Annotated in this window: 23 protein-coding genes; 14 read left to right on the top strand and 9 right to left on the bottom strand. The window is 32.7% G+C overall.

Features of this window, described 5'->3' with window-relative positions:
- Nucleotide 1 precedes the first annotated feature (1 nt).
- The 5 genes from Q0828_RS02940 (at nucleotide 2) to Q0828_RS02920 (ending at nucleotide 6,589) form a co-directional block, all read left to right on the top strand.
- Nucleotides 2-1,036 (top strand): VWA domain-containing protein, encoded by a 1,035-nt coding sequence (locus Q0828_RS02940; protein WP_298417530.1) that lies wholly within the window; start codon nucleotides 2-4, stop codon nucleotides 1,034-1,036.
- A gap of 87 nt (nucleotides 1,037-1,123) precedes the next feature.
- On the top strand, nucleotides 1,124-1,978 hold the full coding sequence (locus Q0828_RS02935; RefSeq protein WP_298417528.1) for a tetratricopeptide repeat protein: 855 nt from the start codon (nucleotides 1,124-1,126) through the stop codon (nucleotides 1,976-1,978).
- Nucleotides 1,979-2,019: 41 nt separating this feature from the next.
- Nucleotides 2,020-3,789, top strand: a complete 1,770-nt coding sequence (locus tag Q0828_RS02930; RefSeq protein WP_298417526.1) for a BatD family protein — start codon at nucleotides 2,020-2,022, stop codon at nucleotides 3,787-3,789.
- Nucleotides 3,790-3,799: 10 nt separating this feature from the next.
- On the top strand, nucleotides 3,800-4,561 hold the full coding sequence (locus Q0828_RS02925; RefSeq protein WP_298417524.1) for an SH3 domain-containing protein: 762 nt from the start codon (nucleotides 3,800-3,802) through the stop codon (nucleotides 4,559-4,561).
- Nucleotides 4,562-4,648: 87 nt separating this feature from the next.
- Entirely contained in the window at nucleotides 4,649-6,589 is a 1,941-nt protein-coding gene (locus tag Q0828_RS02920) for a SulP family inorganic anion transporter (protein ID WP_298417522.1), read from the top strand.
- 185 nt (nucleotides 6,590-6,774) lie between these two features.
- Here the strand turns inward: Q0828_RS02920 and Q0828_RS02915 are convergent, their stop codons facing one another.
- The 4 genes from Q0828_RS02915 to Q0828_RS02900 all read right to left on the bottom strand — a co-directional run bounded on the left by Q0828_RS02915 (nucleotide 6,775) and on the right by Q0828_RS02900 (nucleotide 11,683).
- Complete coding sequence (locus tag Q0828_RS02915) at nucleotides 6,775-7,200, bottom strand: hypothetical protein (RefSeq protein ID WP_298417520.1); 426 nt, start codon at nucleotides 7,198-7,200, stop codon at nucleotides 6,775-6,777.
- A 15-nt stretch (nucleotides 7,201-7,215) separates the two neighbouring features.
- Entirely contained in the window at nucleotides 7,216-9,978 is a 2,763-nt protein-coding gene (locus Q0828_RS02910) for a hypothetical protein (protein WP_298417517.1), read from the bottom strand.
- 613 nt (nucleotides 9,979-10,591) lie between these two features.
- Entirely contained in the window at nucleotides 10,592-11,011 is a 420-nt protein-coding gene (locus tag Q0828_RS02905) for a hypothetical protein (RefSeq protein ID WP_298417515.1), read from the bottom strand.
- Between the two features lie 135 nt (nucleotides 11,012-11,146).
- Nucleotides 11,147-11,683 (bottom strand): CvpA family protein, encoded by a 537-nt coding sequence (locus Q0828_RS02900; protein WP_298417514.1) that lies wholly within the window; start codon nucleotides 11,681-11,683, stop codon nucleotides 11,147-11,149.
- A 120-nt stretch (nucleotides 11,684-11,803) separates the two neighbouring features.
- Between Q0828_RS02900 and Q0828_RS02895 the strand changes: the two genes are divergently transcribed.
- From Q0828_RS02895 to Q0828_RS02880, 4 genes are all read left to right on the top strand, one after another.
- Complete coding sequence (locus Q0828_RS02895; protein WP_298417513.1) at nucleotides 11,804-12,160, top strand: hypothetical protein; 357 nt, start codon at nucleotides 11,804-11,806, stop codon at nucleotides 12,158-12,160.
- A 160-nt stretch (nucleotides 12,161-12,320) separates the two neighbouring features.
- Nucleotides 12,321-14,042, top strand: a complete 1,722-nt coding sequence (locus Q0828_RS02890; protein ID WP_298417511.1) for an alkaline phosphatase D family protein — start codon at nucleotides 12,321-12,323, stop codon at nucleotides 14,040-14,042.
- 117 nt (nucleotides 14,043-14,159) lie between these two features.
- Nucleotides 14,160-15,179: a phenylalanine--tRNA ligase subunit alpha gene (gene pheS / locus Q0828_RS02885; RefSeq protein ID WP_298417510.1), complete on the top strand. Its 1,020-nt coding sequence runs from the start codon at nucleotides 14,160-14,162 to the stop codon at nucleotides 15,177-15,179.
- 120 nt (nucleotides 15,180-15,299) lie between these two features.
- The gene (locus Q0828_RS02880; RefSeq protein WP_298417508.1) at nucleotides 15,300-15,695 is read left to right on the top strand and encodes a hypothetical protein; all 396 of its coding nucleotides are present in this window, start codon (nucleotides 15,300-15,302) and stop codon (nucleotides 15,693-15,695) included.
- 31 nt (nucleotides 15,696-15,726) lie between these two features.
- Here Q0828_RS02880 and Q0828_RS02875 read toward each other — a convergent pair whose 3' ends face one another.
- On the bottom strand, nucleotides 15,727-16,734 hold the full coding sequence (locus Q0828_RS02875; RefSeq protein ID WP_298418210.1) for an NAD(P)H-dependent glycerol-3-phosphate dehydrogenase: 1,008 nt from the start codon (nucleotides 16,732-16,734) through the stop codon (nucleotides 15,727-15,729).
- A 128-nt stretch (nucleotides 16,735-16,862) separates the two neighbouring features.
- Here Q0828_RS02875 and Q0828_RS02870 point away from each other — a divergent pair, with 128 nt between their 5' ends.
- From Q0828_RS02870 to Q0828_RS02860, 3 genes are all read left to right on the top strand, one after another.
- Complete coding sequence (locus Q0828_RS02870) at nucleotides 16,863-17,807, top strand: nicotinic acid mononucleotide adenyltransferase (RefSeq protein WP_298417506.1); 945 nt, start codon at nucleotides 16,863-16,865, stop codon at nucleotides 17,805-17,807.
- Nucleotides 17,808-18,129: 322 nt separating this feature from the next.
- Nucleotides 18,130-18,636, top strand: coding sequence for a peptidoglycan-binding protein LysM (lysM, locus tag Q0828_RS02865; RefSeq protein WP_298417504.1), 507 nt, complete (start codon nucleotides 18,130-18,132; stop codon nucleotides 18,634-18,636).
- Between the two features lie 136 nt (nucleotides 18,637-18,772).
- Nucleotides 18,773-19,162, top strand: coding sequence for a hypothetical protein (locus tag Q0828_RS02860; RefSeq protein ID WP_298417503.1), 390 nt, complete (start codon nucleotides 18,773-18,775; stop codon nucleotides 19,160-19,162).
- Here the strand turns inward: Q0828_RS02860 and nadD are convergent, their stop codons facing one another.
- From nadD to Q0828_RS02845, 3 genes are read right to left on the bottom strand one after another with little or no spacing between them, the layout of a single operon-like run.
- On the bottom strand, nucleotides 19,163-19,744 hold the full coding sequence (gene nadD, locus Q0828_RS02855) for a nicotinate (nicotinamide) nucleotide adenylyltransferase (protein WP_298418209.1): 582 nt from the start codon (nucleotides 19,742-19,744) through the stop codon (nucleotides 19,163-19,165).
- Between the two features lie 4 nt (nucleotides 19,745-19,748).
- Nucleotides 19,749-20,330, bottom strand: a complete 582-nt coding sequence (gene gmk, locus Q0828_RS02850) for a guanylate kinase (protein WP_298417501.1) — start codon at nucleotides 20,328-20,330, stop codon at nucleotides 19,749-19,751.
- The gene (locus Q0828_RS02845) at nucleotides 20,330-21,178 is read right to left on the bottom strand and encodes a YicC/YloC family endoribonuclease (protein ID WP_298417500.1); all 849 of its coding nucleotides are present in this window, start codon (nucleotides 21,176-21,178) and stop codon (nucleotides 20,330-20,332) included. Before Q0828_RS02845 ends, gmk begins: the two co-directional genes overlap by 1 nt.
- A 292-nt stretch (nucleotides 21,179-21,470) precedes the next feature.
- On the opposite strand from Q0828_RS02845, the gene Q0828_RS02840 reads away from it, so the two are divergent.
- Both Q0828_RS02840 and Q0828_RS02835 read left to right on the top strand, forming a co-directional pair.
- Nucleotides 21,471-21,863, top strand: a complete 393-nt coding sequence (locus tag Q0828_RS02840; protein WP_298417498.1) for a hypothetical protein — start codon at nucleotides 21,471-21,473, stop codon at nucleotides 21,861-21,863.
- 104 nt (nucleotides 21,864-21,967) lie between these two features.
- Nucleotides 21,968-22,645 (top strand): PrsW family glutamic-type intramembrane protease, encoded by a 678-nt coding sequence (locus tag Q0828_RS02835; RefSeq protein WP_298417496.1) that lies wholly within the window; start codon nucleotides 21,968-21,970, stop codon nucleotides 22,643-22,645.
- Here the strand turns inward: Q0828_RS02835 and Q0828_RS02830 are convergent.
- Nucleotides 22,632-23,594: an alpha/beta fold hydrolase gene (locus Q0828_RS02830; protein ID WP_298417495.1), complete on the bottom strand. Its 963-nt coding sequence runs from the start codon at nucleotides 23,592-23,594 to the stop codon at nucleotides 22,632-22,634. The two genes, Q0828_RS02835 and Q0828_RS02830, sit on opposite strands and share 14 nt — an antisense overlap.
- Nucleotides 23,595-23,611: the final 17 nt, after the last annotated feature.

Here is a 23,611-nt window from a genome sequence, read left to right as displayed (position 1 = left end):
CATGTTAGAAGAAAAAAAATATTTTTACTTACTCATTATCATACCAATTGCGGTATTGGTATTTATACTCTTGCAACTCTGGAAACGAAGTGCACAGCGTAAATTTGCTGATAAACAATTGTTAGAACGATTAAGTCCTGAAAAATCTATTTTTAAACCAATTTTAAAATTGGCAATTTGGTGTTTGGCAATTGCATCGTTAACACTTGCGCTAGTCAATCCGAAAATAGGTACAAAACTAGAAACGGTAAAACGTGAAGGAGTTGATATCGTATTTGCTGTAGATGTGTCTAAAAGTATGTTGGCAGAAGACATCTCGCCAAGTCGATTGGACAAGTCAAAGCGTATTGTTTCTGAAATCATCAACAAACTTGGAAGCGATCGTATTGGAATTATTGCGTATGCAGGAAGAGCAGTGCCACAATTACCAATAACTACAGACTTTTCAGCGGCAAAAATGTTTTTAGGAAACCTAAACACTAATATGTTATCATCGCAAGGAACGGCGATTGATGATGCCATTCGTTTGGCAAAAACATACTATGACGATGTAGAACAAACTAACAGAGTTTTGGTAATAATCTCTGATGGAGAAGATCATACAGGTGGCGCAGGAAAAATTGCTGAAGAAGCAACCAAAGAAGGAATCAAAACCTATACAATTGGTGTCGGAACACAAAAAGGTGGCCCAATTCCAATAAAAAGAAGAGGAATTACAGAATCGTATAAGCGCGATCTGCAAGGTGAAGTTGTTATTACGAAACTGAACGAAAAAACATTACAAAGCATTGCTTCGGAAGGAAATGGTGAATATATTGACGGAGCAAATACAGAAGCAGCAGTTGAATTTATCACGAATCGATTGAGCGCTATGGACAAAACAGAATTTGAAGCAAAAAAGTTTTCTGAATACAAGGACCAATTTCAGTGGTTTCTTGGACTAGGAATCTTTTTATTACTGTTAGATATATTTCTATTAGAAAGAAAAACAGCGTGGTTACAAAAGTTGAATTTATTTAATGAAAAAGGATCATGAAATGAGCCATCACAATTAAGTTGATATCAACTTAAATGACTATTGGCTAATTCCTCTGACCTTAACAAAACAATGAAGTATTAACAGATGAAACACTTAAAAAACATATTTATTCTACTCTTTGCAGTTTCGGTTGCATTTGCGCAAAACAAAGAAGCGGAAGAAATCAAGCAAGAATCAAATCGATTTACATACAAAGCAAACAAAGCATTGCAAGAAAATAGTTTTTCGGACGCTGAAGCGGAATACAGAAAAGCAATTTCAAAAGACTCTGAAAATGCAACGGCAAAGTACAACTTAGGTAATGCATATTATAATAATGAAAGCTATACGGAAGCTTTCAATAGATATAAGCAAGCTTCTGAAGTTGCTTTGACAAAAGCTGAAAAACACAGCGCGTATCACAATATGGGGAATATCTTCATGAAAAATAAAGAATACGAAAAAGCGGTTGCAGCATATAAAAATGCACTTCGTAACAATCCAACTGATGATGAAACGCGTTACAATCTGGCTTTAGCCAAAGATATGTTAGAGAAAAATCCTCCGAAAGACGATCAAGATAAAGAAGACAAAGACAAAAAAGATCAAAAAGAGGAAGACGAAAACAAAAAAGATCAGGACGACAAAAAAGATAATAAGGATAAAAACGAAGACGAAGGAGATAAAGAGAAAGATAAAGGAGGAAAAGACGACAAAGACAAAGACGGAGAAGGCGATAAAGAAAAAGAGAAGAACAAAAAGGACAATAAAAACGATAAGGAAAATGCTGATCAAAAAGACGATAAAAAACAGCAACAGCAGCCAAAACCAAATCAATTGTCGCCACAACAAATAAAAAGCTTACTGCAAGCCATGAACAATGCTGAAAAGAAAACGCAGGATAAGCTGAATGAGAAAAAAGGAAAAGTGATCAAAGTGAAAGCTGAAAAAGATTGGTAATCGGTCACTATATATAAACGGAGAAAAATTCGTTACAATACATGAAAACAAAAACATACATAGTTACATTTATTTGCTTGCTATTCGCAAGTTTCTTGTCGGCTCAGGTTACGTTTGAAACCAAAGTGAGTAAAAAGAAGCTAGGCGTTAACGAGCGTTTACGTGTAGACTTTGAAATGGACAGAGATGGAGACAACTTTACGGCGCCAAAATTCAACGGGTTTCGTATCACCGCAGGTCCAATACAATCCATGAATCATGTATGGAATAATGGGCAAAAATCATTCTCAAAAACATACACATACTTCTTACAGCCAACAGCTGAAGGGAAATTTACCATCAAACAAGCAAAGGTAGAAATTGATGGGCAAATTTATAAAACACAGCCTGTATCTGTTCAAGTAACAAAAGCGGTTGCAAAACCAAAAGATGGAAGCAATTCTGATTATGTAATTTCGGAAGGATTGCACTTAGTTACTGAAATTTCTAATGGAAAACCATACTTAAATGAGCCTGTAACGGTTACATACAAATTATATGTAAAACCAGGAATCAACGTAAGTGATTACAGAGAACTAGGAAAACCAAAATTTAATAACTTTTGGAGTCAAAATATTGAAACACGCATCAAAGCTGAAAGCGGAACGTACAAAGGAGAACAATATTCTTATGTAGTTTTAAAACGTTTTGTGCTATATCCGCAAAAAACAGGAAAACAAATCATAGAACCATTCTCAATTGATGTGCAAGTATCTGTGCCTACACGAAGAAGAACAGTCTTTGGAAGACAATATGAAAAAGTGCATAAAACAATTTCATCTACACGCCGAACGGTAAATGTTCAAGCATTGCCTGAAGCCGGGAAACCAGCTGATTTTGGAGGCGCTGTTGGTGATTTTGAATTTGTAGTAACTACAAGTAAAAGCTCCCTAAACGCTACAGAATCATTGCAGGCAAAAGTGGAAGTTGCAGGAAAAGGAAATTTAAAACTATTTGAATTGCCAAAGCTAAACTTGCCAAGTTCATTAGAAGTGTACGATCCTGAATTTACAGAAAGAGTTTCTACTCGAATCAGTGGAATGCAAGGGCGAATTTCCGATAGTTACACCGTTGTGCCGCAATACAAAGGAAAATATCCTATTCCTAGTATTTCGTTCTCATACTTTGATCCAAAAGCAAAAAAGTACAAAACATTAAATTCTGACGAAATTGTCATTGATGTTATTGAAGGTCCTGTAAATTCAGCTACAGCTGAAAACAGTACCGCTAAAAATACAACCCAAAAACAGTCGATTACAACCAATGGTGCGCAATTCAGATTCTTAAAAACGAATGCGAATCTAATTTCAGGAAAATCAGAAGATTTCTTTAAATCGAACTTGTTCTATGGATTGTTATTTGGTCCTTTCCTTTTTATTCCAATCATTTTAATTGTTCGAAGAAAAAAGAGAGCGTTTGACAATGATATTCAAGGAAATAAAACAAGAACGGCAAATCGTTTAGCAAAAAAATATCTATCAGAAGCCAAAAAACGTTTAGGAGAAAAAGAAGCATTCTATGAAGTGCTAGAACGTGCATTGCATAATTATTTACGTGCAAAGCTGAGTATAGAAACTTCTGAATTCAGCAAAGAAAAAATCAATCAATTACTTACACAACGTAATGTAAAAGAAGAAACAATAGGTGATTTTATCACGCTTTTAGAAAGTTGCGAATTTGCACGATACACGCCAGCTTCTAACGTAACAATTAATAAAGATTACGAAAAAGCAGTACAAACAATTTCGCAAATTGACAAACAAATAAAGTAATTAGAAAGAAATGAAAATCAAGATAACATATATACTTCTCGTGTTCATTTCTAGTCTTACACTAGCATTTGGACAAGAAAATTCAACGGTATTCAATTCGGCAAACGAAGCGTATAACCAAGGAAACTATCAGGAAGCAATTACACAATACAAATCTATTTTAGATTCAGGAGAATACTCGGCTGAAATCTATTACAACTTGGCAAATGCGTATTACAAAACCAACGTCATTGGTCCAAGTGTGTACTACTTTGAAAAGGCGTTACAGCTTTCGCCAAATGATGAAGATATTTTGAATAACTTGGCTTTCGCCAGAAATATGACGATTGACGCTATTGAGCCTTTGCCAAAAACACAACTCTCAAAATTTGTGGGAAGTATTACGGGGAAATTTTCATACAATCAATGGGCTTGGATTGCGATAATTTTGGGATTTGTATGTGTTATATCGTTTTTATTATATCAATTTGCATATCAAAGCTTGAAAAAACGAATCTATTTCCTCATTAGTTTTATTGCTTTGATTTGTATGTTAGGAACTGTTGTTGTTGCATATCAACAATATGGAAAAGCGAAAAAAGATCGTCCAGCTATTATATTTGCCACAGAAACTACAGTAAAAGCAGAGCCAAATTTACGAAGTGATGTGGTATTTACATTGCATGAAGGGACAAAAGTACAAGTGCTCGATACCGTTGCTGATTGGAAAAAAATCCGTTTGATTGATGGAAAAATCGGTTGGATTATTGCCGAAGATGTCAATGAATTATAAAAAAATATGCTAACTTTTAGCGTTAAAAATATCCCATTACAAAAATATACAGCTAAAATTTAGATGTATAACAACTGAGACTAACACATGAAAAATTTATTTTCAAATTTCAAAGGCGATGCTTTTGGAGGAATTACAGCCGGAATAGTTGCCTTGCCATTAGCCTTAGCATTCGGAGTTTCTTCAGGGTTAGGGCCAAGTGCAGGATTATACGGAGCTATATTTATCAGTTTCTTTGCTGCATTGTTTGGAGGAACCAGTACACAAATTTCAGGACCAACTGCACCAATGACAGCCGTAAGTATGGTAGTTATTGCAGGAATCATTGCTGCTAATGGTGGAGATGTAGAGAAAGCAATGCCAGCTATTTTAACGGTCTTTCTATTAGCAGGAATCATGCAAGTAGGACTTGGCGCATTAGGCTTAGGAGCCTATATAAAATACATTCCATATCCAGTAGTTTCTGGGTTTATGACAGCCATAGGTGTTATTATATTAATCACGCAAATTTTACCAGCAGTTGGATATTATCCAAAAGAAGATGCAGAATATGTAAATCAATTTAAGCCACAAGCAGAAGAAGTACTTTTAGAAGGTATTCTAAAAGATGAAATGGATGAAGGTATTTTAGTTTTAGAAAATTTTAAGGAAACTATAAAAAGATCGGAAGAAATTACACCTAAAGACATAAAAAAAGAATCAGAAACGCTAGCAAAGAAAAATGCTTCAGGTGTTATTGGTGCATTGAAAGTATTGCCGAGAGCTTTTGAAAAATTGTTTGATGAAATAAAAAAACCTTCAGAATATAACTTTATAAAGGTTCCTGAAGAATCTCCTGAAAAAAAGAAGAAGTCCTTATTGCTAGAAGTTATCTTAGCTTTGGGAACTATTTTTATTATCTATGGTTTTAAACGGATTACCAAAGCCGTTCCAAGTACGTTGGTTGCACTAATTGTTATGTCGGGAATCGCATTCGTATTTGGATTAGATTATAAACCTATTGATCAAATTACTGGAAACTTTCCATTGCCTCGCATGGAAATCTTTACTGAATTTAGTTTCGGAGATATTACACCTTACATATTTACTGCGTTAACTTTGGCGCTTTTAGGAGCAATTGATTCCTTATTAACAAGTGTTGTAGCAGATAATATGACCAAAACAAAACACAAGCCAAACAAAGAATTAGTTGGACAAGGAATTGGAAATTCTATCGGAGCTATTTTTGGAGGAATTCCAGGAGCTGGAGCAACTATTCGTACGGTTGTAAATATCAATTCTGGAGGAAAAACACGCTTATCAGGAATGATTGCAGGTGTGTTGTTATTGATCATTCTTTTAGCACTTGGACCTGTGGCTTCACAAATTCCTGCAGCCGTATTGGCAGGAATCTTAATTACAGTAGGAATTGGTGTAATGGATTATAAAGGACTCAAAGCGATTCCGAGTTTACCAAAAGACATGAAGTTAGGACCAATACGATTAAGTTCAGAAGTATTAATTATGTTAATTGTACTTGGATTATCTACATTTTGGGATTTAATCTACGCCGTAGGAATTGGATTGGTGATTGCTTCATTAATGTTTATGAAAAAAATTGGAGATATTACGGCAAGAGGTTCGGATATTAAAACTTTGCGTGAAGAAGCTTGGGATGATGAAATTGATTTTCCAGAAAACTTAAAAGAAGAAGTATTTATCAAACACATAAAAGGACCATTATTCTTTGGTTCTACAAGTGAAATTCAAGCATTAGCAAAGCAATTGCCTGATACAGCACGTACGGTGATCATACGTATGGGAAGAATGCAATACATTGATCAGTCAGGATTATATGCTTTAGAAGACATCTTAGTTGATTTAAAAAGCGACGACCGAAAAGTACTGTTTGTAGATATTCCGAAACAGCCACGATATATGATGGAGCGTATTGATATCATTCCAGATTTAATCCCGGAAGAAGATTGTTTCAAAACCTTTGAAGATTGCTTACTATGGGTTAAGGAAAATGTAGAAGATACGGTTTAGTAAGAATCACATATAATATATACTAAAAACCCACTTAACTTTTATGGTTGAGTGGGTTTTAGTTTTTCATATTTATTTAAAATTCACAATATCCCAAAAACCATCTTCATCTTTTTCTAGCTTTCCAAGCTTCATTTTATCTTTGAGACACGTTATTAAGTAGTTTTAAAATGTTTTTTGTCCATTTACCTAGTTCTCCTTTGAAAATCCCTTATAGGGACATTGTAGTTTGTCTTCACAAATTCGTAAATTTCTTCAATATCATTTTTACTCAATGACGAATTAAATTCTACATGTTCTTCCTTTAACTTGAAAATATAGTTTAGCTCTGGTATTTTTTCAAATACCAGTTTAAATTCTCCAGAGACCTCTTCAAAAACTTCTTGCGACATAAAATCTCTTTCGTAAATTACATACTTATTAGGGTTAAAATCTGGAAGGTTATGTTCTCTTGGATCTATCCAGCCAAATAAAGCCACAACTCGACTATTAACCACACTTATCTCTATTTCTTTTTTAGCTCTTATTAAAGAGTTATCAGGTTTTGCCACTACTCTATAATCAAAGTTATCAATCATATCAGTTAGTAATTTTTGAATCTTTAAGTCCATAATTTATTGTTTTAATTATTTGTATTCTTTTAAAATGAAGCTAACCATTGCAGCTACAGAGTTATAATTCTCATCTAATGCTACTTTAGCTTCAAGTAAAAATTCGCGTTCTGCAATTCTAGCTCTTAATTCAATTACTTGTCCGTCTGTCATTTTATCTACATAGGATTTCATAGAAATGCCATCATGTGTAATTTGACTAGTTTGTTGTCTTAATGCTACAGAATCATCAAATAAGCCAGCTAATTCATCAAGAGCATGCTGTCCTTCATGCACAATTTCACCAAAAGCCTTATTTACTGGGGAATCATTTCTAATGTATATTTTATCTTTTATTTGAGAAGCAACAACTTTATCTTTTTTTAAACTTTCAATGGTTTCACTAGGTTTTTTAATTGTTTTATAGAATTCTTCTTCATCTAACCTAATTAACTTTATTTCTTTCTTTTGTATAGCTAGTGCAACTTTTTCACCAGATATTGTAGTTTTTAGCTCTTTGAGAATATCATTTTTTCTAATTGCTCCAATTTTTCTTTTTGGATTTCGAGCAATAAAATTATCAATTTTATACCTAACTCCACCAATTTCCTCAACTTCCTTAATCACCCTTGCCCTATCCGCTTCATCAATTTGCTTAGCGGCAACCAACTCATCAAGTTTTTTAGCTAACAGATCAGATTCTTTAGATATAATTTTAGCATTGAGTTTTAAGCCGCCAGAAATTGCATCTGTAAGATCTACAGATAAAGTAAGCATTTCTAACCAAAATAGAAAGTTTGTCAACGCTTTGCCAAACTCTGTATCTTCCAATCCTGTTATTTTTAACAAAATATTGATGGTTCCACTAGAAATTTCAATGGCAGCAGCAGCGCCTTTGGCGGCTTTATATACATAAAATGTATTTTTGAGTCGGATACCATTTTTAACATAACCAGCAGCATCTGCCAGTCGCGCTAAATGTCTAAATTTTGCTAGGTTTCCAAATCCTGAAAGCGATGTAAGTATGTCAAATGTATACGAAGCAGCAGTACCTACATTGTTCCAAAAGCCTTTATCTTCACTAGCTTTAATTAAAAGTGCAGGTGATATTTTTTGTAAACGTATTGCATCTTTGTCGGAAGGATTTGGCAAAGACACAGGATACAACGGATGATACGTAATTTGCCAATCACCTTCTATATATGCTCGTATGCCTCTTGCTTTTTCACCATAAAAAAGTGTAAAAATATCACTAAACCAGTGCGCATCAGGAGTGAATACGATATTATCATTTTCATCAAATTCTGCATCTATATTGCTGGTGTAAAAACCAATTGTTTTATCAGCAGTATAAGGGAGCATTTTCCAAGGTTTTTTCTTTTCCTTTTGATCTTTGTCTGTTAGCTTAGTGAAATACGAAGAGTTTTTATATACTTCATGATCACGTTTGAAATAAGAACTCTTTCTCCATATTTTATATATAAAATGGTTGTAACGAACGAAATTATTTGTGTTCATTTTATGGTAGAAATTAAGTAGATAACTTTTTCCTTCAAATGTTTTAGAAAGTAATTGATCTAATAAATAATCGTTTTTTTGTTTATTCTCTGTGTTCTTATATTGTTGAATAAATTGTAAGATTTCAAAGAGTTTTAATGTAATATCTTCTACATTCACCGTAATATTTGTGATAGGTATTTTTAGAACACTATCAATGGCAAACCAAATAAACTGTTCTCCTAATATTGTATTTCTATCCTTTTGCTGTCTAAATAAGTTTTGTTCTTTGATAAAGAAGTCTAATGGGATATAATAGATGATAGCCAGTATGCCTGTGATAGAGAATTTTGACTTAAAATTGTTAACTCTGTTTTCAAGTTCTTTAGTAACAATTTCTATATATTTTTTAAAACAATCTCTTTTTCTAAAACCTGAACCTTCCCAAAGATCTAATGGAGATACACCATTTCTAAAATAAGTAAGTTCCATAAAGGCGAGGAAGCCTTCTATATGGTTAAATGTGAGCTTTATTGCATGTTGAAAACGTCCATCTGTAAAAGGAATTTCAAAATCATCATTTAGAATTCTATGATATTCATAATACAAGGCTATTTTTCCCTGCTCAACAACAATTTTTGGATACCAATATATTTTTGCGGCTTGTTCATATAGATTGATATTTATTTTTCTAAGTAGATTGGCTTTGCTACCTTGCTCTAGCATACCTAATATTTGATCTGAAACAGCGTTTGTGTAACCCGAAGCATTTTTATAATCTAACTCGTATTCTCCATTAGTAAGTCCTCCCAAATCTTTAGGGTTGTAATCCATTGCTTTATGACCAAAAACTCTAATTTCAGGCATTGCAATCTCTACAGAATATATTTTTTGTTGCTCAGGATGATAATAATGCAAATGCTGTAATGCAATAGGGATAAAAGTCAAATCATTATATGGTAGAAAATGACTTTCATTGGTATTAGGTAATAAAGCATCTTCTAAACTTACATAAGTAGTTATGCCATTTCGTATTCTTTTGAAGTAATATTCAACTTCATCGCCGTTTCTAGTAACAACAAGAGGATATTGAATATTTACAGGAAGAAAACCTCCTGCTAAATCTTCAGCTATTGGAGAACCATATCTAAGAATTTTAGTAACATTTTTTGAAAAAGAAAACTGTTCTTCATCCAAAAAATCACTATCAATTCTAATTAGATAATGTATATCCCTATATCCGCTAGAAGCATCATACTTTTTAGGATTTAGATATGTGGTTAATAAATTTATATTTTCCATTTTTCATTCTTTAAATTTAATTTGTGTATCATTTTTCATTCTTTAAATTACTTCCATAGCGAGTTTGTCATTTATATAAAAATGAGGTTGAAAACCATCTTTGGAAAGTTGATTTTAGGTTTTGATATTGGAGTGCTTATTTTAAAAGCACAGAATGCTTTTTTGAAATAGCCTAAAGTTTATAGGCGTAGACTTTTTTATATAAGCGTAGTGTTTTAACTAAAAATTAAGTTAAGTAAATGCTTGCAAAAGTTTGTATATTCAAAAAACTAGCTTTTTATCATGAGTGCAAGAAAAGAATAAACTGCAAATAAAGTAGTGTGTTTTTTAAATGTAGTCTGTAGTTGCAGTAAGTGTTTTTTTTGAATACTAATATTCAATTTGTTATCTTTAAAAGAAGAAGTATTAAGCATAAAAATTTAAAAACATTCATCATGAAAAAGCGTAGTATAGAAGAAATCAAAACAGAAGGCAGTATTCACATTATTCATCAAATACAATTGATAAAAGGAGGAATGTCTGGTATGACTTCTGAAACAGAAGTAGTAGAATAGATTTTTAAGAATATTATAAAAAAAGAAAGTTATGAAGCAGCTTGTTTGGCAACTTTTTGTTAAAATAGCGCATCAAGTAAAAAATCAAAAAAATTATAAAGCACATATAAAATCAACAGAACAATTAAAAAAATCATTCCTAAACAACATCCGCAACCATTTTTTCCTTTCCACTGAAACGTTTTAAAGCTGCTATTACCTTCATGCTTTAAAGCATTACTTTTTTTAGGCAAAAAATAACCACGCCAAGAATAGTTAGGAGTTGATAATTCCCATTCTTTATTACAAAAAGTACATTGATAAAAAGATTCAACTTCATTTGTAGTATTGGTTTCTACAATCCTTATAAATAAGCCATTTCTGCATTCTTCATCAAGCGTATCCTGAAAAGTTATAAAATCCTGTTCTGAAGAAAAACCTTGTCTTTTAAAAGGCAAGCAATGTTGACAAGGAGATGTTGTAAGTGTAGCAGGAAGCATTTAATTTGAAGCAATCTTTTTAGCTTTTATTTTCCCTTTCAAAGAATTCGAATTAAGCTTTTTTTGAAAAGGTTTTACATCTGTATGTTCAAGATGTTCTAGTTTCGGATTTGCACATTTTTCACACATAAATAATTAATTTTCAGTAGCGGGTGCCGCTTCTTGTTCGTTATCTTCTTGTTCTCCGGTTTCTTTTAAAACATAGGCAAACACAAATCCACCAATCTCTTTTACAGGTTCATATAAAATAGATTCATCAATTTTTTCCTTTGCAACAAATTCCATCGTATTATTGGTTCTATCAAAGAAAACTAATACAGCTCCTAACATTACAGCAATTTTCAATCCGCCAAAAGCGCCACCTAAGATTTTATTTAAGATACCTAATGAGGCAAAATCTGCCATCTTTGTCAATAACTTTCCTAATAACGTAATTGCAACTAAAATCACTGTAAAAGTAATAGCAAATGCTGCCAAATTGATATATTTCTCATCCCAAGTTTCAAATCGATCACTTAAAAAATCACCTGCATAATATGAAAAGTGAATGGCGCCATAAACTCCCGCAATCAAAGCAACTAACGAAGCTACTTCTATAAAAAGTCCTTTCATAAGTCCGCGAACAAATCCAAACAAAAGAAGTCCGCCCAAAATGATGTCAATAAAGTTCATGCGTATCGAATTTTAACAAATATAAAGTTTCTCTAAATAAAAACCTTTTTTAAATAACGAACATATACATATGATTCGTATGAAACTAATTACCTTTGTATCCGAAAAAGAACAAAAACAATGGCAAGAGACGAACAATTAAAGGAACGATGGAACAATGTAGTTGAAAAATTGACGCATCAATTTGCAGAAGGCGATACGTTAGATTTAGATGCGATTATCTATTTAATTGGTGTTCAGGAGTTGGGTCAGATTCATAAAACGTTCAAAAAAGATGAAAAAGTAAACTTAATGCATATCGCTATTTGTCGTTTGTTAGAACCGTATGGTTATTACGAATTTGATTATTTTGATGATGATGGCTGGCCACATTACAAGTTTAAAGAAGCATTGCCTACATTAAAAGCAGGTGAACAAACTGTTTTAATGAAAGAAGCTATTGTAAACTATTTTTTAGAAAAGGAATACATCTCTTAGTATGTGATAAATACAAACTACGTGTTGTTAAAACATCATACACATGTTAAAAAAAGATAATATTTCAATAGTGAAAATTATCTTTTTTTTATGTCTTGAAACTATGCTGTAAAATCTTAATCAGATGCTGTTATTTTGGTTTTTTAAACAATAAAAAGCCATGAAACGTAGAAAATTTATAGTAAACTCTTTATTAGCCATTGGAGGAATAATGGTTGCTCCAAACTTGATAAGTTGTAGTAATGATGATGATACTTTTACAAGCGAACTTCCACCAGATTTAAGTAATGATAATTTTAATGAAGGTGTGGCAAGTTTTGATCCTACATCAAGTGAAGTAATTATATGGTCAAGATATACAACGACCAATGCAAGTGTTGATGTCATTTGGCAAGTAGCTACTGATATAAATTTTCAGAGTATTGTACGTTCAGGAACTGTCACTACAGACGCTTCAAGAGATTATACCATTAGTATTGAATTGCAAAACTTAGAAACTAACCAAAAGCTATACTATCGTTTTGTAAATGTTGCAGACAAAACAGTTTCTATAATAGGGGAAACAATTACGTTGCCACAAAATGCTGCCGAAATAAAATTAGCAGTTTGTTCCTGTGCTAACTTTCAAGCAGGATTGTTCAATTCATACAAAGCAATGGCGGAAAGTGATAGTGATATCATTGTGCATTTAGGTGATTATATTTATGAATACGCTCCAGGCGAATACGGAACAACGCCAGAAACTATTGCACTTGGAAGAATTCATGAGCCAGACAATGAAATTGTAACGTTAGACGATTACAGAATTCGTTACAAACAATACAGGAATGATGAAAATCTAAAACTAGCGCACCAAAAGAAACCTTTTATTTGTGTTTGGGATGATCATGAAATTACAAATGATGCATATAAAGATGGAGCTGAAAATCATCAAACAAATGAAGGAAGTTATGAAGTACGTAAACAAGCGGCAATACAAGCATTTAGTGAATACTTGCCTGTGAGAACAGTTGATATAACAAAAATCTACAGAAGTATCAATTTAGGAAATTTAGTAAACCTACTCATGTTAGATACACGAGTTATTGGAAGAGACGAGCAATTAAATTATACAAACTACATTGATGGAGCAGGAAACTTTGATGCGGTAACATTTCAAACCGATATTCAAGACCCAAGTAGAAGTATGTTAGGAGCCACACAACGCGATTGGTTATTAGGGAATTTAGCTTCAAACACAACAGCTTGGAAAGTACTTGGGCAACAAGTATTAATGGGAAAAATGTTCATTCCTGCAGAAATGATTATCACACTTGGAACTATTTTAGCTGAAATAAGTGCTTCAGGAAGTATCTCTACAGCAACATTACAAGGATTTCAAACGCAATTAGGTGAATTGGTTCAAATAAAGGTAAGAGTACAAGCAAACGATCCAACACTAACTCCACAAGAAATAGGTAGAGTGAGTTTTGCATTGCCATACAATTTAGATGCATGGGACGGTTACCCAATAGAACGTGAAGCTATTTACAGTGCTGTGAGTGACGGACGTTTGGTGTGTTTGGCTGGAGATACGCACAATGCTTGGTGTAGTAATTTGAATTCTGTAGCAAACGAAACAAAAGGAAAGGAATTTGCAACATCATCAGTATCATCACCTGGTTTTGAAGGTCTTTTAGGAAATGATTCTGCACAATTAGCAGGCTTCGAGCAAGCAATGCAAGTACTAATAGACGACTTAAGTTATCTAAATGCTTCACAAAGAGGCTATTTGAAAATGACCTTTACTACTACGCAAGTTGCTGGAGAATGGGTTTTTGTAGACAATATATTAGCAACTACATTTAATGCATCTATAGGGAAAACAGAAACTTTCTCTTAATCAATACAAACAATAAAGAAGTATAAAAACCATCATGTTGATGGTTTTTTCTTTTTAATAAAGAAGTAATAATTAGAGAAATTCTCTAAATTTGCAAGCTAAATCAAGAATATCGTCATGATAGATAAGATCAAGGAACATATTGCGGAGATAGAAAAGTTTACGACGCAAGCCAAAGAAGATATTGAAAACTTCAGAATTAAATACTTAGGTAAAAAAGGATTGTTAAATGAATTTTTTGCGGAGTTTAAAAATGTTCCAAATGAACAAAAGAAAGAATTTGGGCAAACGATTAATAAATTAAAAACGGTTGCACAAGATAAAGTAAACGCTTTAAAAGAAGCATTGGAAAACCAAGCGGAAGAAAAAGGTGTTTACGGCGATTTAACACGTCCGGCTGAACCGATTGAAATTGGTGCACGTCATCCAATTTCATTAGTAAAGAATCAAATTACAGATATCTTTGCGCGTATTGGATTCAATGTGTCAGAAGGACCAGAAATTGAAGACGATTGGCACAATTTTACAGCGTTGAATCTTCCAGAATATCATCCAGCACGTGACATGCAGGATACATTTTTCATTCAAACAGATCCAGATATCTTATTACGAACACACACAAGTTCTGTGCAAGTGCGTTATATGGAAAATAATCAACCGCCAATTCGAACAATATCACCAGGTAGAGTATATCGTAATGAGGCGATTTCGGCACGTTCTCACTGCTTTTTTCATCAAATAGAAGGATTGTATATAGATAAAGAAGTAAGTTTTGCAGACTTAAAACAAACCTTGCAATATTTCACAAAAGAAATGTTCGGAAAATCTAAAATTAGATTGCGTCCGTCATATTTCCCGTTTACAGAGCCAAGCGCAGAAATTGATGTGTATTGGGGATTGGAAACAGAAACTGATTACAAAATCACCAAAGGAACTGGTTGGTTAGAAATTGGTGGTTGTGGAATGGTAGATCCGAATGTATTAACAAATTGCGGAATCGATCCGGCTGAGTATTCAGGATTTGCATTTGGTGTAGGAATTGATCGTATTGCAATGTTATTGCACCAAATTTCAGATATTCGTTTGTTGAGTGAAAACGATGTACGTTTCTTATCACAATTTAAATCTGCTTTATAACAATATAACGTCATTACGAGAAGTTTGCAGCGAAGTAATCTATTACTATAAAACAGATTATCACAGCTTTTCTCAAAGTCTCGGAATGACGTAATTTAAGAACTTTATCAGTAATTAAGTATGAAAAAAGATATTGAAATTCCTAAAGTAGAAGGTGTATATATGGCTGTTGTAGAAGAATACAATGAAATATACAAAACAGACGATTGGAACGCCTATATCATCAATGAAAACGATGTTGATTTGGAAATGATATTGATTGTTTCTCGCGGATACGATGCAGAGAGAGAAACGTCATTAATGCGTCATAAACTAGACAAACTACCTGCAAAATCTTATGCAAAAGCAGAATGGTTACAAGAAGATGTATTTTCATTAAACAATGAATTTAGAGTTACCTTTTTTCAGGATGGAAAAATGTATGATAAAAAGTATTTGTTCAGAAAAAACACGATTAATAAAAATGCATTTCAACCACTTCCGTTAATGAATACAAAGGGGATTTTAGTTAAATAACCATTTTGTTATGATATAACACATTGAAAAGCTAATCCAATTTATCAGTTAATTTTTTAAATACTTTCTTAGGATCTTTATTCTGATATAAAATTGAATACACCGCATCAATAATTGGCATATTTGTCTTTTTATCATTCTTCTGATTCAACAAATATGCACTTTTTGTAGCGTAATAACCTTCAGCAACCATATTCATTTCCATTTGGGCAGACTTTACAGTATAGCCTTTTCCTACCATATTTCCGAACATACGATTTCGAGAAAAAACGGAATAACCAGTTACTAATAAATCGCCTAAATAGGCAGAATTATTAATGTTACGTTTCATTTTATGAACCTTCTTAATAAAACGTTTCATTTCACGAATGGCATTACTCATCAAAACACTTTGGAAATTATCTCCATAACCCAATCCATGTGCAATTCCAGCAGCAATAGCGTAAATGTTTTTCAACATTACGGCATATTCAGTACCAATAACATCATCACTAACTTTTGTTTTAATATAACTGCTAGATAATTTATCAGCTATATTTTGAGCTTTAGCTTCATCAGCACATGAAATTGTTAAGTACGACAAACGTTCAAGTGCAACTTCTTCAGCGTGACAAGGTCCTGCAATCACAGCAATATTCTCAAACGGAATTTTATAAATATCATGAAGATGCTCTCCTACTAACAATCCCGATTCAGGAATAATTCCTTTCACGGCAGAAACTACTATTTTATTAGAAATATCTATATCTGCATTAAATTTTTGCAATTCTCCATAAATAAAAGCAGATGGAATCACAAAAATTAAAACATCAGCATACGTTGCAATTTCATTAATATCATTGCTAATTTTTAGCTTATCAACATTAAATTCAACCGAACTCAAATAACTAGGATTGTGTTGTTCTTTTAGCAAATGTTCTTTTGTATAAACGCTTCGCATGTACCAACCAACTTCATCTAAATTTTCACACAGCATTTTTACAATTGCAGTTGCCCAACTTCCTGCGCCAAAAACAGCATATTTTAATTCTTTGTCCATACAATAGATATCCATAATCCAAAAATACATAAAATATTACTCTTATGGTATGCTTGAAAATCAAGGTTTTACTTTTTTGGCATGCGTTTTGAAAGTAGTATTTATATCAACATTAAAACGATTGGCTTATGAAGACGCTAAAACTACTCTTATCGATTACATTATTTAGTACACTATTAAGTTCATGTTATACAGAAGTACTGGTAGAAGATCCTATCATTGACGAACCGGGCATTAGCTTAGCAGAACTTTTAGATTCGTATGAACTTTGGTACGTAAATATTAATGAAACAACAGGAAACGGAGAAGTTCCTTTTTTGCAACGTGCATTTACAGTTTCGTTCAGAAATGGAACCTTGTATGCAAATAACAATATCTCAGGAATTGGGAACAATGGAAACGGTTATGGAATTGATGTTGGAGCATACGGAACAGATTTTACGTTTGTAGACATAAATCATGATATTGATGGATATTATCCATTACGTGTAGATCAATTAGGAATTAATAGAATCCGTTTGGTAGATACATCAACAAATACAAGTTATTATTTAACAGGATATCAACGTTCAAACTTTGATTACGATTTCGTATTCTATGATAACATTCACTACTTTTTACAAGAATTTACAGCTTGGAAAAAAGTATATACCAGTCAAGCTGGAATGTTGAATGCATTTGATGAAGAAAATTTCTTAACGTTTTTATCAGGTGGAAACGATGATACGTTCCTTTCATCTAGAGATACGGTTGATACACCAATTGCAAACTTAGTATACGATTACGAAGGAATTTATACGATTTATGATGTGGAAAATGATCCGTATTTAAAAGTTTTAACATTAGATTATGATTACCTAGACAATGAATACTTCGAATTAAGCGTTATAGATGACGGAACCATACAATTATTTCACCCAGATTCGGGAACAACCTATGAGTTTGAAGGAAGAGGATACATTCAGTACTTACGATCTTCTTCAGATGGAAGCTTTGCAAAATCGAAGCAAACAGATAAAAAACGTAAAAAAATAAAAAATAAAGTGTTCAATAAGGACGACTTTAAAAAGTAATAAAGACTTAAAGACTTTGGTTGGTTATTTAGTTTAGAAACAGTTTTTGCATTCGTGTAAAAACTGTTTCTTTTTTAATTTATAATAGTGTGAGTTGAATTAATTCCTTCGCAGGAAGGAATCTTTTTTAAAGTCAACTGAACTTTATTTATGATATGAAAACCACTTCAAAACCAAATTATTTTACACGTTATAGAGACTTTTTGCAGTACATCGTAAAGTTGTATAAATAGTATGCAATCTTTGCAAATTGCATGATAATTCGTACTTTAACAACACAATAGAAAACCTCAATTAACAATAATAAAAAACAAAAAGAATTATGGGATTATTTTCATTTATCAAAGATGCTGGAGCTAAATTATTTGGTGGAAAAACAACAGCAGAAGAAGCAGCGGAAGTTGCGGCAGAAAAAGCTGCAGAAGTTGCAGAAGCGGCGGCAATTGCCAGAGCAAATGCAGAAGCATCAATTAAAGAAACAATTGGAGATTTAGATTTACATGTAGAAAACTTAGAAGTTTCACTTGAAGGAGATACAGCAGTTATTTCCGGAAAAGCACATGACCAAGCTACAAAAGAAAAAGTAATTTTGGTAGTTGGAAATACACAAGGTATTGCTATGGTTGATGACAGAATGGAAGTTGAGCATGTAGAGCCAGAAGCACAATTTCATACAGTAGCTAAAGGTGATACTTTAGGTAAAATAGCAAAACAATATTATGGAAATGCGATGAAATATCCTGTGATATTTGAAGCTAACAAGCCAATGTTAAAAGATCCAAACCTAATATATCCAGGGCAAGTATTACGAATTCCAGGACTTGATTAAATAAAAAAGCCACAAAAACTCCTCAATTTTGAGGAGTTTTTTTGTTTTACGTCTAAAAACCTACAAAAAAGGGGAAAAGTCCCCTTGTTCCGTACTGCTTAAATCTCCTAATATTGCTGTCTAAACAGTGAATGTCATGAGAAGCAAACGCGCATTAATCATCTTACCACTTTCTTTAATCCTTTTAATTTTAATGGGAATTACTTCCTTTACAACTCCCAAAAAAGAAATCATTGGAACGTGGATTTCACAATCAGATCCTGATTACAAATTAGAATTTTCTAAAGATGGGATTTGTAAATATTATTACATAGGTAAAGAATATAAAAAATGCGCTTACAATATTTCTACAGCGTATGATAAAAATAGTGAAGATAGCGGGTTATTTCTTGAAATGTCAGATGAAAACGGTGAAACGCTAAGTTATTATGAATTAAGAGACATAAATGAAAGTGATGACGACGTCTTAGTTTTAGGTGATGTAGAAAAAGGGGAAGAATACTTTTATGATAAAGTATTGAACTAATTACTTCTTGTAAAAATTCATCAAATCAATATAATCCCAAACGTTTTTAGGTAACAAAGGTTTTATATTCTTCTTTTCTTTAATTGCATTTCTAATAAATGTAGAAGAAATTTCCATAATTGGCGCTGTTACTTTGTGTATTTTTGGATGATCTGTAAATTGATGTTCTACGGTTCCAGTTGAAATTCTTGGATATACGTACACATCATGATTTTGAAGTATCACTTCATAGTTTTTCCACTTGTGCAATCCTTTTAAATTATCTTCACCCATAATGAGACAAAACTCATGTTGCGGATATTTTTCTTGTAAATGAGCTAAAGTATGTACTGTATAATTAGGTTGAGGTAACTTAAATTCAATATTACTTGGCTGAATTTTAGGATATTCTTCTGTAGCAATAGTAACCATCTCATAGCGATGATGGTTATCCAATAATGTACTTTTCTTTTTAAATGGGTTATGTGGTGTTACAACCATCCAAATAGCGTCTAAATCACTATATTCTGCCATATGATTGGCAATTGCCAAATGTCCAATATGAATAGGATTAAACGTGCCAAAATACAAACCAACTTTCATTCCATTACTTTTTTTCAATACCAATAAAATTAGCAACAACTTTTTCAGCTTCTGCTTTAGCAGTTGCTAAATCGTCGTTCATAATTCTAACATCAAATTGTGGTGCATTTGCCATTTCAGCAGGAGCTTTTGCAATGCGCATATTAATTTTTTCTTGACTTTCGGTTTTTCTATTCTTCAAACGTTGAATTAATTCATTGATATGTGGTGGTTCCACAAAAACGGTCAAGGTTTCTTTGGGAAATTTTCCTTTAATTCGCAATGCGCCTACAACATCAATATCAAAAATAACATTCCTTCCGGCATCACAAATACGGTCAACTTCCGTTTGTAATGTACCGTAATAGTTTTCAGGATATACTTCTTCCCATTCTAAAAACTCTTTATTCTTGATCTTCTGTCTAAAATCTTTAGGGGATAAAAAATAATAATCTTTTCCGTCAACTTCATTTCCGCGCTTTTCGCGTGAAGCTGCCGAAATAGAAAATTCTAAGTTTAACTCTGGAATTCCTAATAAGTGATGCACAATAGTCGTTTTTCCTGCGCCAGACGGTGCTGCAAATACAATTAACTTCCCTCTTTTCATTACAGAACGTTTAATAGTTGTTCTTTAATTTTTTCCAGTTCATCCTTCATCTGAACAACCAATTGTTGCATAGGTGCATAGTTAGATTTAGAACCTATAGTATTGATTTCACGACCAATTTCTTGTGTAATGAAACCTAATTTTTTTCCGTTAGATTTTTCAGAGTGTAATGACTTTGAAAAATAATCTAAGTGATTTGCCAAACGAACCTTCTCTTCTGTTATGTCAAATTTCTCCAAATAATAAATCAACTCTTGTTCAAAGCGATTTTCATCAACTTGTTCTTTCAAATCGTCTAACGCTTTGCGAAGTCGTTGCTTTACAGAAGTCATTCGTTCATCGTCAATTCCGATAACATCGTTTAATAAAGTAGAAATATTATTGATGCGTAATAAAAAGTCTTCTTCTAACACTTTTCCTTCAGCGATTCTGTATTCGTTTAATTCTTTAATTGCATGATTTAATGCAGTAAGAATTACTTCATATTCACTTTCGTCAATCTCTTCGCGCTCTGTTTTTAAGGCGTCTGGCATTCTAACGGCCATTTTTAACAAATCTAAATCACTAGCACTCTGCTCTATTTGACGCATTTGATTCATGTATTCAGTAACAACAGCTTTGTTAATTACTGTAGATGTTTCTTCAGCAGTCACTTCTACATATAACGAAAAATCAACCTTTCCTCTTAGTAAAGAAGACGCGATTAATTTTCGCATTGACAACTCTTTTTCTCTATAATAAGAAGGAATTCGAGCGTTCAAATCCAAGCTCTTACTATTCAGTGACTTTAATTCAATTGTTATTTTTTTTGACGGAAGTTGTTCTACAGACTTTCCGAAACCGGTCATAGACTTTATCATACGGCAAAAATAGTAAATTTACTGACATTGCTTACGTTTCTGGATAGCTATTCTAAATGTTTTCAGGACATTTAATAAAATTATTTTTTGGCTTTCGCCGAATATTTCATAGACTATATAAATGATGAACGAGTATGCGTTTACTATTTAGTACAAATCCTTTGGGCAACTTTGATGTTGGATGGGAAAATTGTAGCTTTAACTTCAATTAAACCTATGCTAAAATAAGCTTAGTTGTATTAGAAGTAAGCAGAATCTCTGTGGTTGACAACATTTATACATGAAAATTAAAGAACCTGAATTTAGATTTGGAAAAAATTGGGATGAGTTGGCAACACTATTCAATTATAAAATTAATGAACACGATCAAGATTGGACGTATATAATTGCTGAGCCGACAAGAATAGATGAATATATTAGTGCTTACGGTACTACTGTTATTAATGAAGACACCAAATTTTCATTGCTGGAAATGATAATACAATCATTAACAGATCAAGCTACAGAAGAACTAATACAAGAAAAGTGGAAAGAGATTAAACCTCTATTAATAAAAGACTTTGAATTGCATAAATACACTATTTTTTATTGGTGTTGTTGGGATAATGAAGACATTAATGATTGTTGGAGAGTTACTCCTTTATTCAGAGAATTTTGGTTAAATAAAAAATAGGCGCAAAATTTTATTTCGACAAAGTTTATGTCTAAATCTTAAGTTAAACTAAGAGAAATACTTCATTATATCTTTCGTTTTTTTATTTTTGACAAAACTACCGAATGCCTTTAGTATTATTATCCATTGCACCAGCGCTTTTGATTATAATTTATATTTATTACAGTGATAAATATGATAAGGAACCAAAGTACTTGTTATTTATTTGTTTTTTGTTGGGTGCTATAGGTAGTATTTTAATTGCTTCTGTTTCGCATTTATTCGTTTCACAATATTATCCAGATATAGATAAACAAGTTATTTGGATTCAATTTTGCAAAGCATTTATTGTAGTTGCCTTAGTAGAAGAGTTTAGCAAATATATTTTTGTACGCTACTTTGCACAACGACACAAAGAGTTTGACGAACCGTATGACGGCATCATGTATGCTGTAATGGTTTCTATGGGTTTTGCCGTGACGGAAAACTTAGCATATGCGTTTCAGGGCGGTGTTGAAGTTGCATTATACAGAGCTTTTACGGCAGTTCCTGCGCATGCAACTTTCGGGATTATTATGGGATACTACATGGGAAAAGCCAAGTTTTCTCGCTACAGAGTAAAATTTAACCTTATAGGGTTAGCGTTAGCAACTTGTTTTCACGGGATTTATGACTTCTTCTTATTTATCAATTACATTCCAGGAATTTCTATTGGTGCGTTTGTATCTTTAGCTGTTGGATTGTTACTATCACAAAAAGCCATTCGGCTGCATCAGCAAAATTCAAATTTTAGACCGAAGTAGCAAAACTCAATGCTTGTGCTTCCGTATGATAAATTTGACCAAATTCAAAAAAGCCAACATGCCCGCCATACTTTGGCATTTCTAAATACAAATCATTATTCGCTTCAGCTTCTTTAATTGGAAAACAATCCTGTGACAAAAAAGAGTCATTAAGCGCATTAATAACCAATGTTGGCGTTTTGATATATTTTAAAAACTGTAACGATGAGCATTTTGTATAATAATCCATAGCGTCTTTATAACCATGTGCTTTGGAAGAATACAAATTGTCAATCTTTAACAAAGTATCAGCATTTTTAATATCTTCTACACTTAATAAAGATGGAAAAGCACGCTGTTTTTCCATGAGCTTTCCTTGTAAATGTTTAATAAAACGATTGCTATATAAACGATTTTCAAGCTTTTCCATTTGTTGTAATGAACCATGCAATGAACACGGAACAGAAATAGCAATGCCTGCTTTTACTTCTTTTGGAACACGAATAGGCTCGCCTAAATATTTCAATAACATATTTCCGCCTAAACTAAATCCTTTAATAATAATATGATTATATTTAGTATGATTGTTCAATACATGTGTTACAACTTCGCGTAAATCTTCCGTTGCACCAGCATTATACGAACGATACAAACGATTGGGTTCTCCACTACAACTTCTAAAATTCATCGCAATGGCGTCGTAATTATGATCATTAAACAACTTTGCAGATCGTGTAATGTACGCACGTTGCGCATTTCCTTCCAAACCATGCAATAGAATAATGAGTTTGTTGGTTTTTTTCTTGGCGAAACTCCAATCTAAATCGACAAAATCACTATCACTTAACGTAAGTCGTTCTCTTTTTTGTTCAATTTTTGCGCCAGTTCGAAACAAACCTGAATATACTGTTGAAATATGACCGTTTTTAAAAATAAGTGGCGGATCGTAATACGTATTTAATATTGGCATGCTATTTTTGATAAATA

Source organism: uncultured Kordia sp. (genome assembly GCF_947496985.1).
In the GTDB taxonomy this organism is placed as follows: Bacteria; Bacteroidota; Bacteroidia; order Flavobacteriales; family Flavobacteriaceae; genus Kordia.
Note: the sequence above shows the minus strand (reverse complement) of the source record. Positions and strands in the feature narration are given on the sequence as shown.

Excerpts from the sequence above, each read along its gene's own strand:
- Q0828_RS02940 (WP_298417530.1), top strand. The coding sequence starts at position 2 with ATGTTAGAAGAAAAAAAATATTTTTACTTACTCATTATCATACCAATT.
- Q0828_RS02935 (WP_298417528.1), top strand. The coding sequence starts at position 1,124 with ATGAAACACTTAAAAAACATATTTATTCTACTCTTTGCAGTTTCGGTT.
- Q0828_RS02930 (WP_298417526.1), top strand. The coding sequence starts at position 2,020 with ATGAAAACAAAAACATACATAGTTACATTTATTTGCTTGCTATTCGCA.
- Q0828_RS02925 (WP_298417524.1), top strand. The coding sequence starts at position 3,800 with ATGAAAATCAAGATAACATATATACTTCTCGTGTTCATTTCTAGTCTT.
- Q0828_RS02920 (WP_298417522.1), top strand. The coding sequence starts at position 4,649 with ATGAAAAATTTATTTTCAAATTTCAAAGGCGATGCTTTTGGAGGAATT.
- Q0828_RS02915 (WP_298417520.1), bottom strand. The coding sequence starts at position 7,200 with ATGGACTTAAAGATTCAAAAATTACTAACTGATATGATTGATAACTTT.
- Q0828_RS02910 (WP_298417517.1), bottom strand. The coding sequence starts at position 9,978 with ATGGAAAATATAAATTTATTAACCACATATCTAAATCCTAAAAAGTAT.
- Q0828_RS02905 (WP_298417515.1), bottom strand. The coding sequence starts at position 11,011 with ATGCTTCCTGCTACACTTACAACATCTCCTTGTCAACATTGCTTGCCT.
- Q0828_RS02900 (WP_298417514.1), bottom strand. The coding sequence starts at position 11,683 with ATGAACTTTATTGACATCATTTTGGGCGGACTTCTTTTGTTTGGATTT.
- Q0828_RS02895 (WP_298417513.1), top strand. The coding sequence starts at position 11,804 with ATGGCAAGAGACGAACAATTAAAGGAACGATGGAACAATGTAGTTGAA.
- Q0828_RS02890 (WP_298417511.1), top strand. The coding sequence starts at position 12,321 with ATGAAACGTAGAAAATTTATAGTAAACTCTTTATTAGCCATTGGAGGA.
- pheS (WP_298417510.1), top strand. The coding sequence starts at position 14,160 with ATGATAGATAAGATCAAGGAACATATTGCGGAGATAGAAAAGTTTACG.
- Q0828_RS02880 (WP_298417508.1), top strand. The coding sequence starts at position 15,300 with ATGAAAAAAGATATTGAAATTCCTAAAGTAGAAGGTGTATATATGGCT.
- Q0828_RS02875 (WP_298418210.1), bottom strand. The coding sequence starts at position 16,734 with ATGGACAAAGAATTAAAATATGCTGTTTTTGGCGCAGGAAGTTGGGCA.
- Q0828_RS02870 (WP_298417506.1), top strand. The coding sequence starts at position 16,863 with ATGAAGACGCTAAAACTACTCTTATCGATTACATTATTTAGTACACTA.
- lysM (WP_298417504.1), top strand. The coding sequence starts at position 18,130 with ATGGGATTATTTTCATTTATCAAAGATGCTGGAGCTAAATTATTTGGT.
- Q0828_RS02860 (WP_298417503.1), top strand. The coding sequence starts at position 18,773 with ATGAGAAGCAAACGCGCATTAATCATCTTACCACTTTCTTTAATCCTT.
- nadD (WP_298418209.1), bottom strand. The coding sequence starts at position 19,744 with ATGAAAGTTGGTTTGTATTTTGGCACGTTTAATCCTATTCATATTGGA.
- gmk (WP_298417501.1), bottom strand. The coding sequence starts at position 20,330 with ATGAAAAGAGGGAAGTTAATTGTATTTGCAGCACCGTCTGGCGCAGGA.
- Q0828_RS02845 (WP_298417500.1), bottom strand. The coding sequence starts at position 21,178 with ATGACCGGTTTCGGAAAGTCTGTAGAACAACTTCCGTCAAAAAAAATA.
- Q0828_RS02840 (WP_298417498.1), top strand. The coding sequence starts at position 21,471 with ATGAAAATTAAAGAACCTGAATTTAGATTTGGAAAAAATTGGGATGAG.
- Q0828_RS02835 (WP_298417496.1), top strand. The coding sequence starts at position 21,968 with ATGCCTTTAGTATTATTATCCATTGCACCAGCGCTTTTGATTATAATT.
- Q0828_RS02830 (WP_298417495.1), bottom strand. The coding sequence starts at position 23,594 with ATGCCAATATTAAATACGTATTACGATCCGCCACTTATTTTTAAAAAC.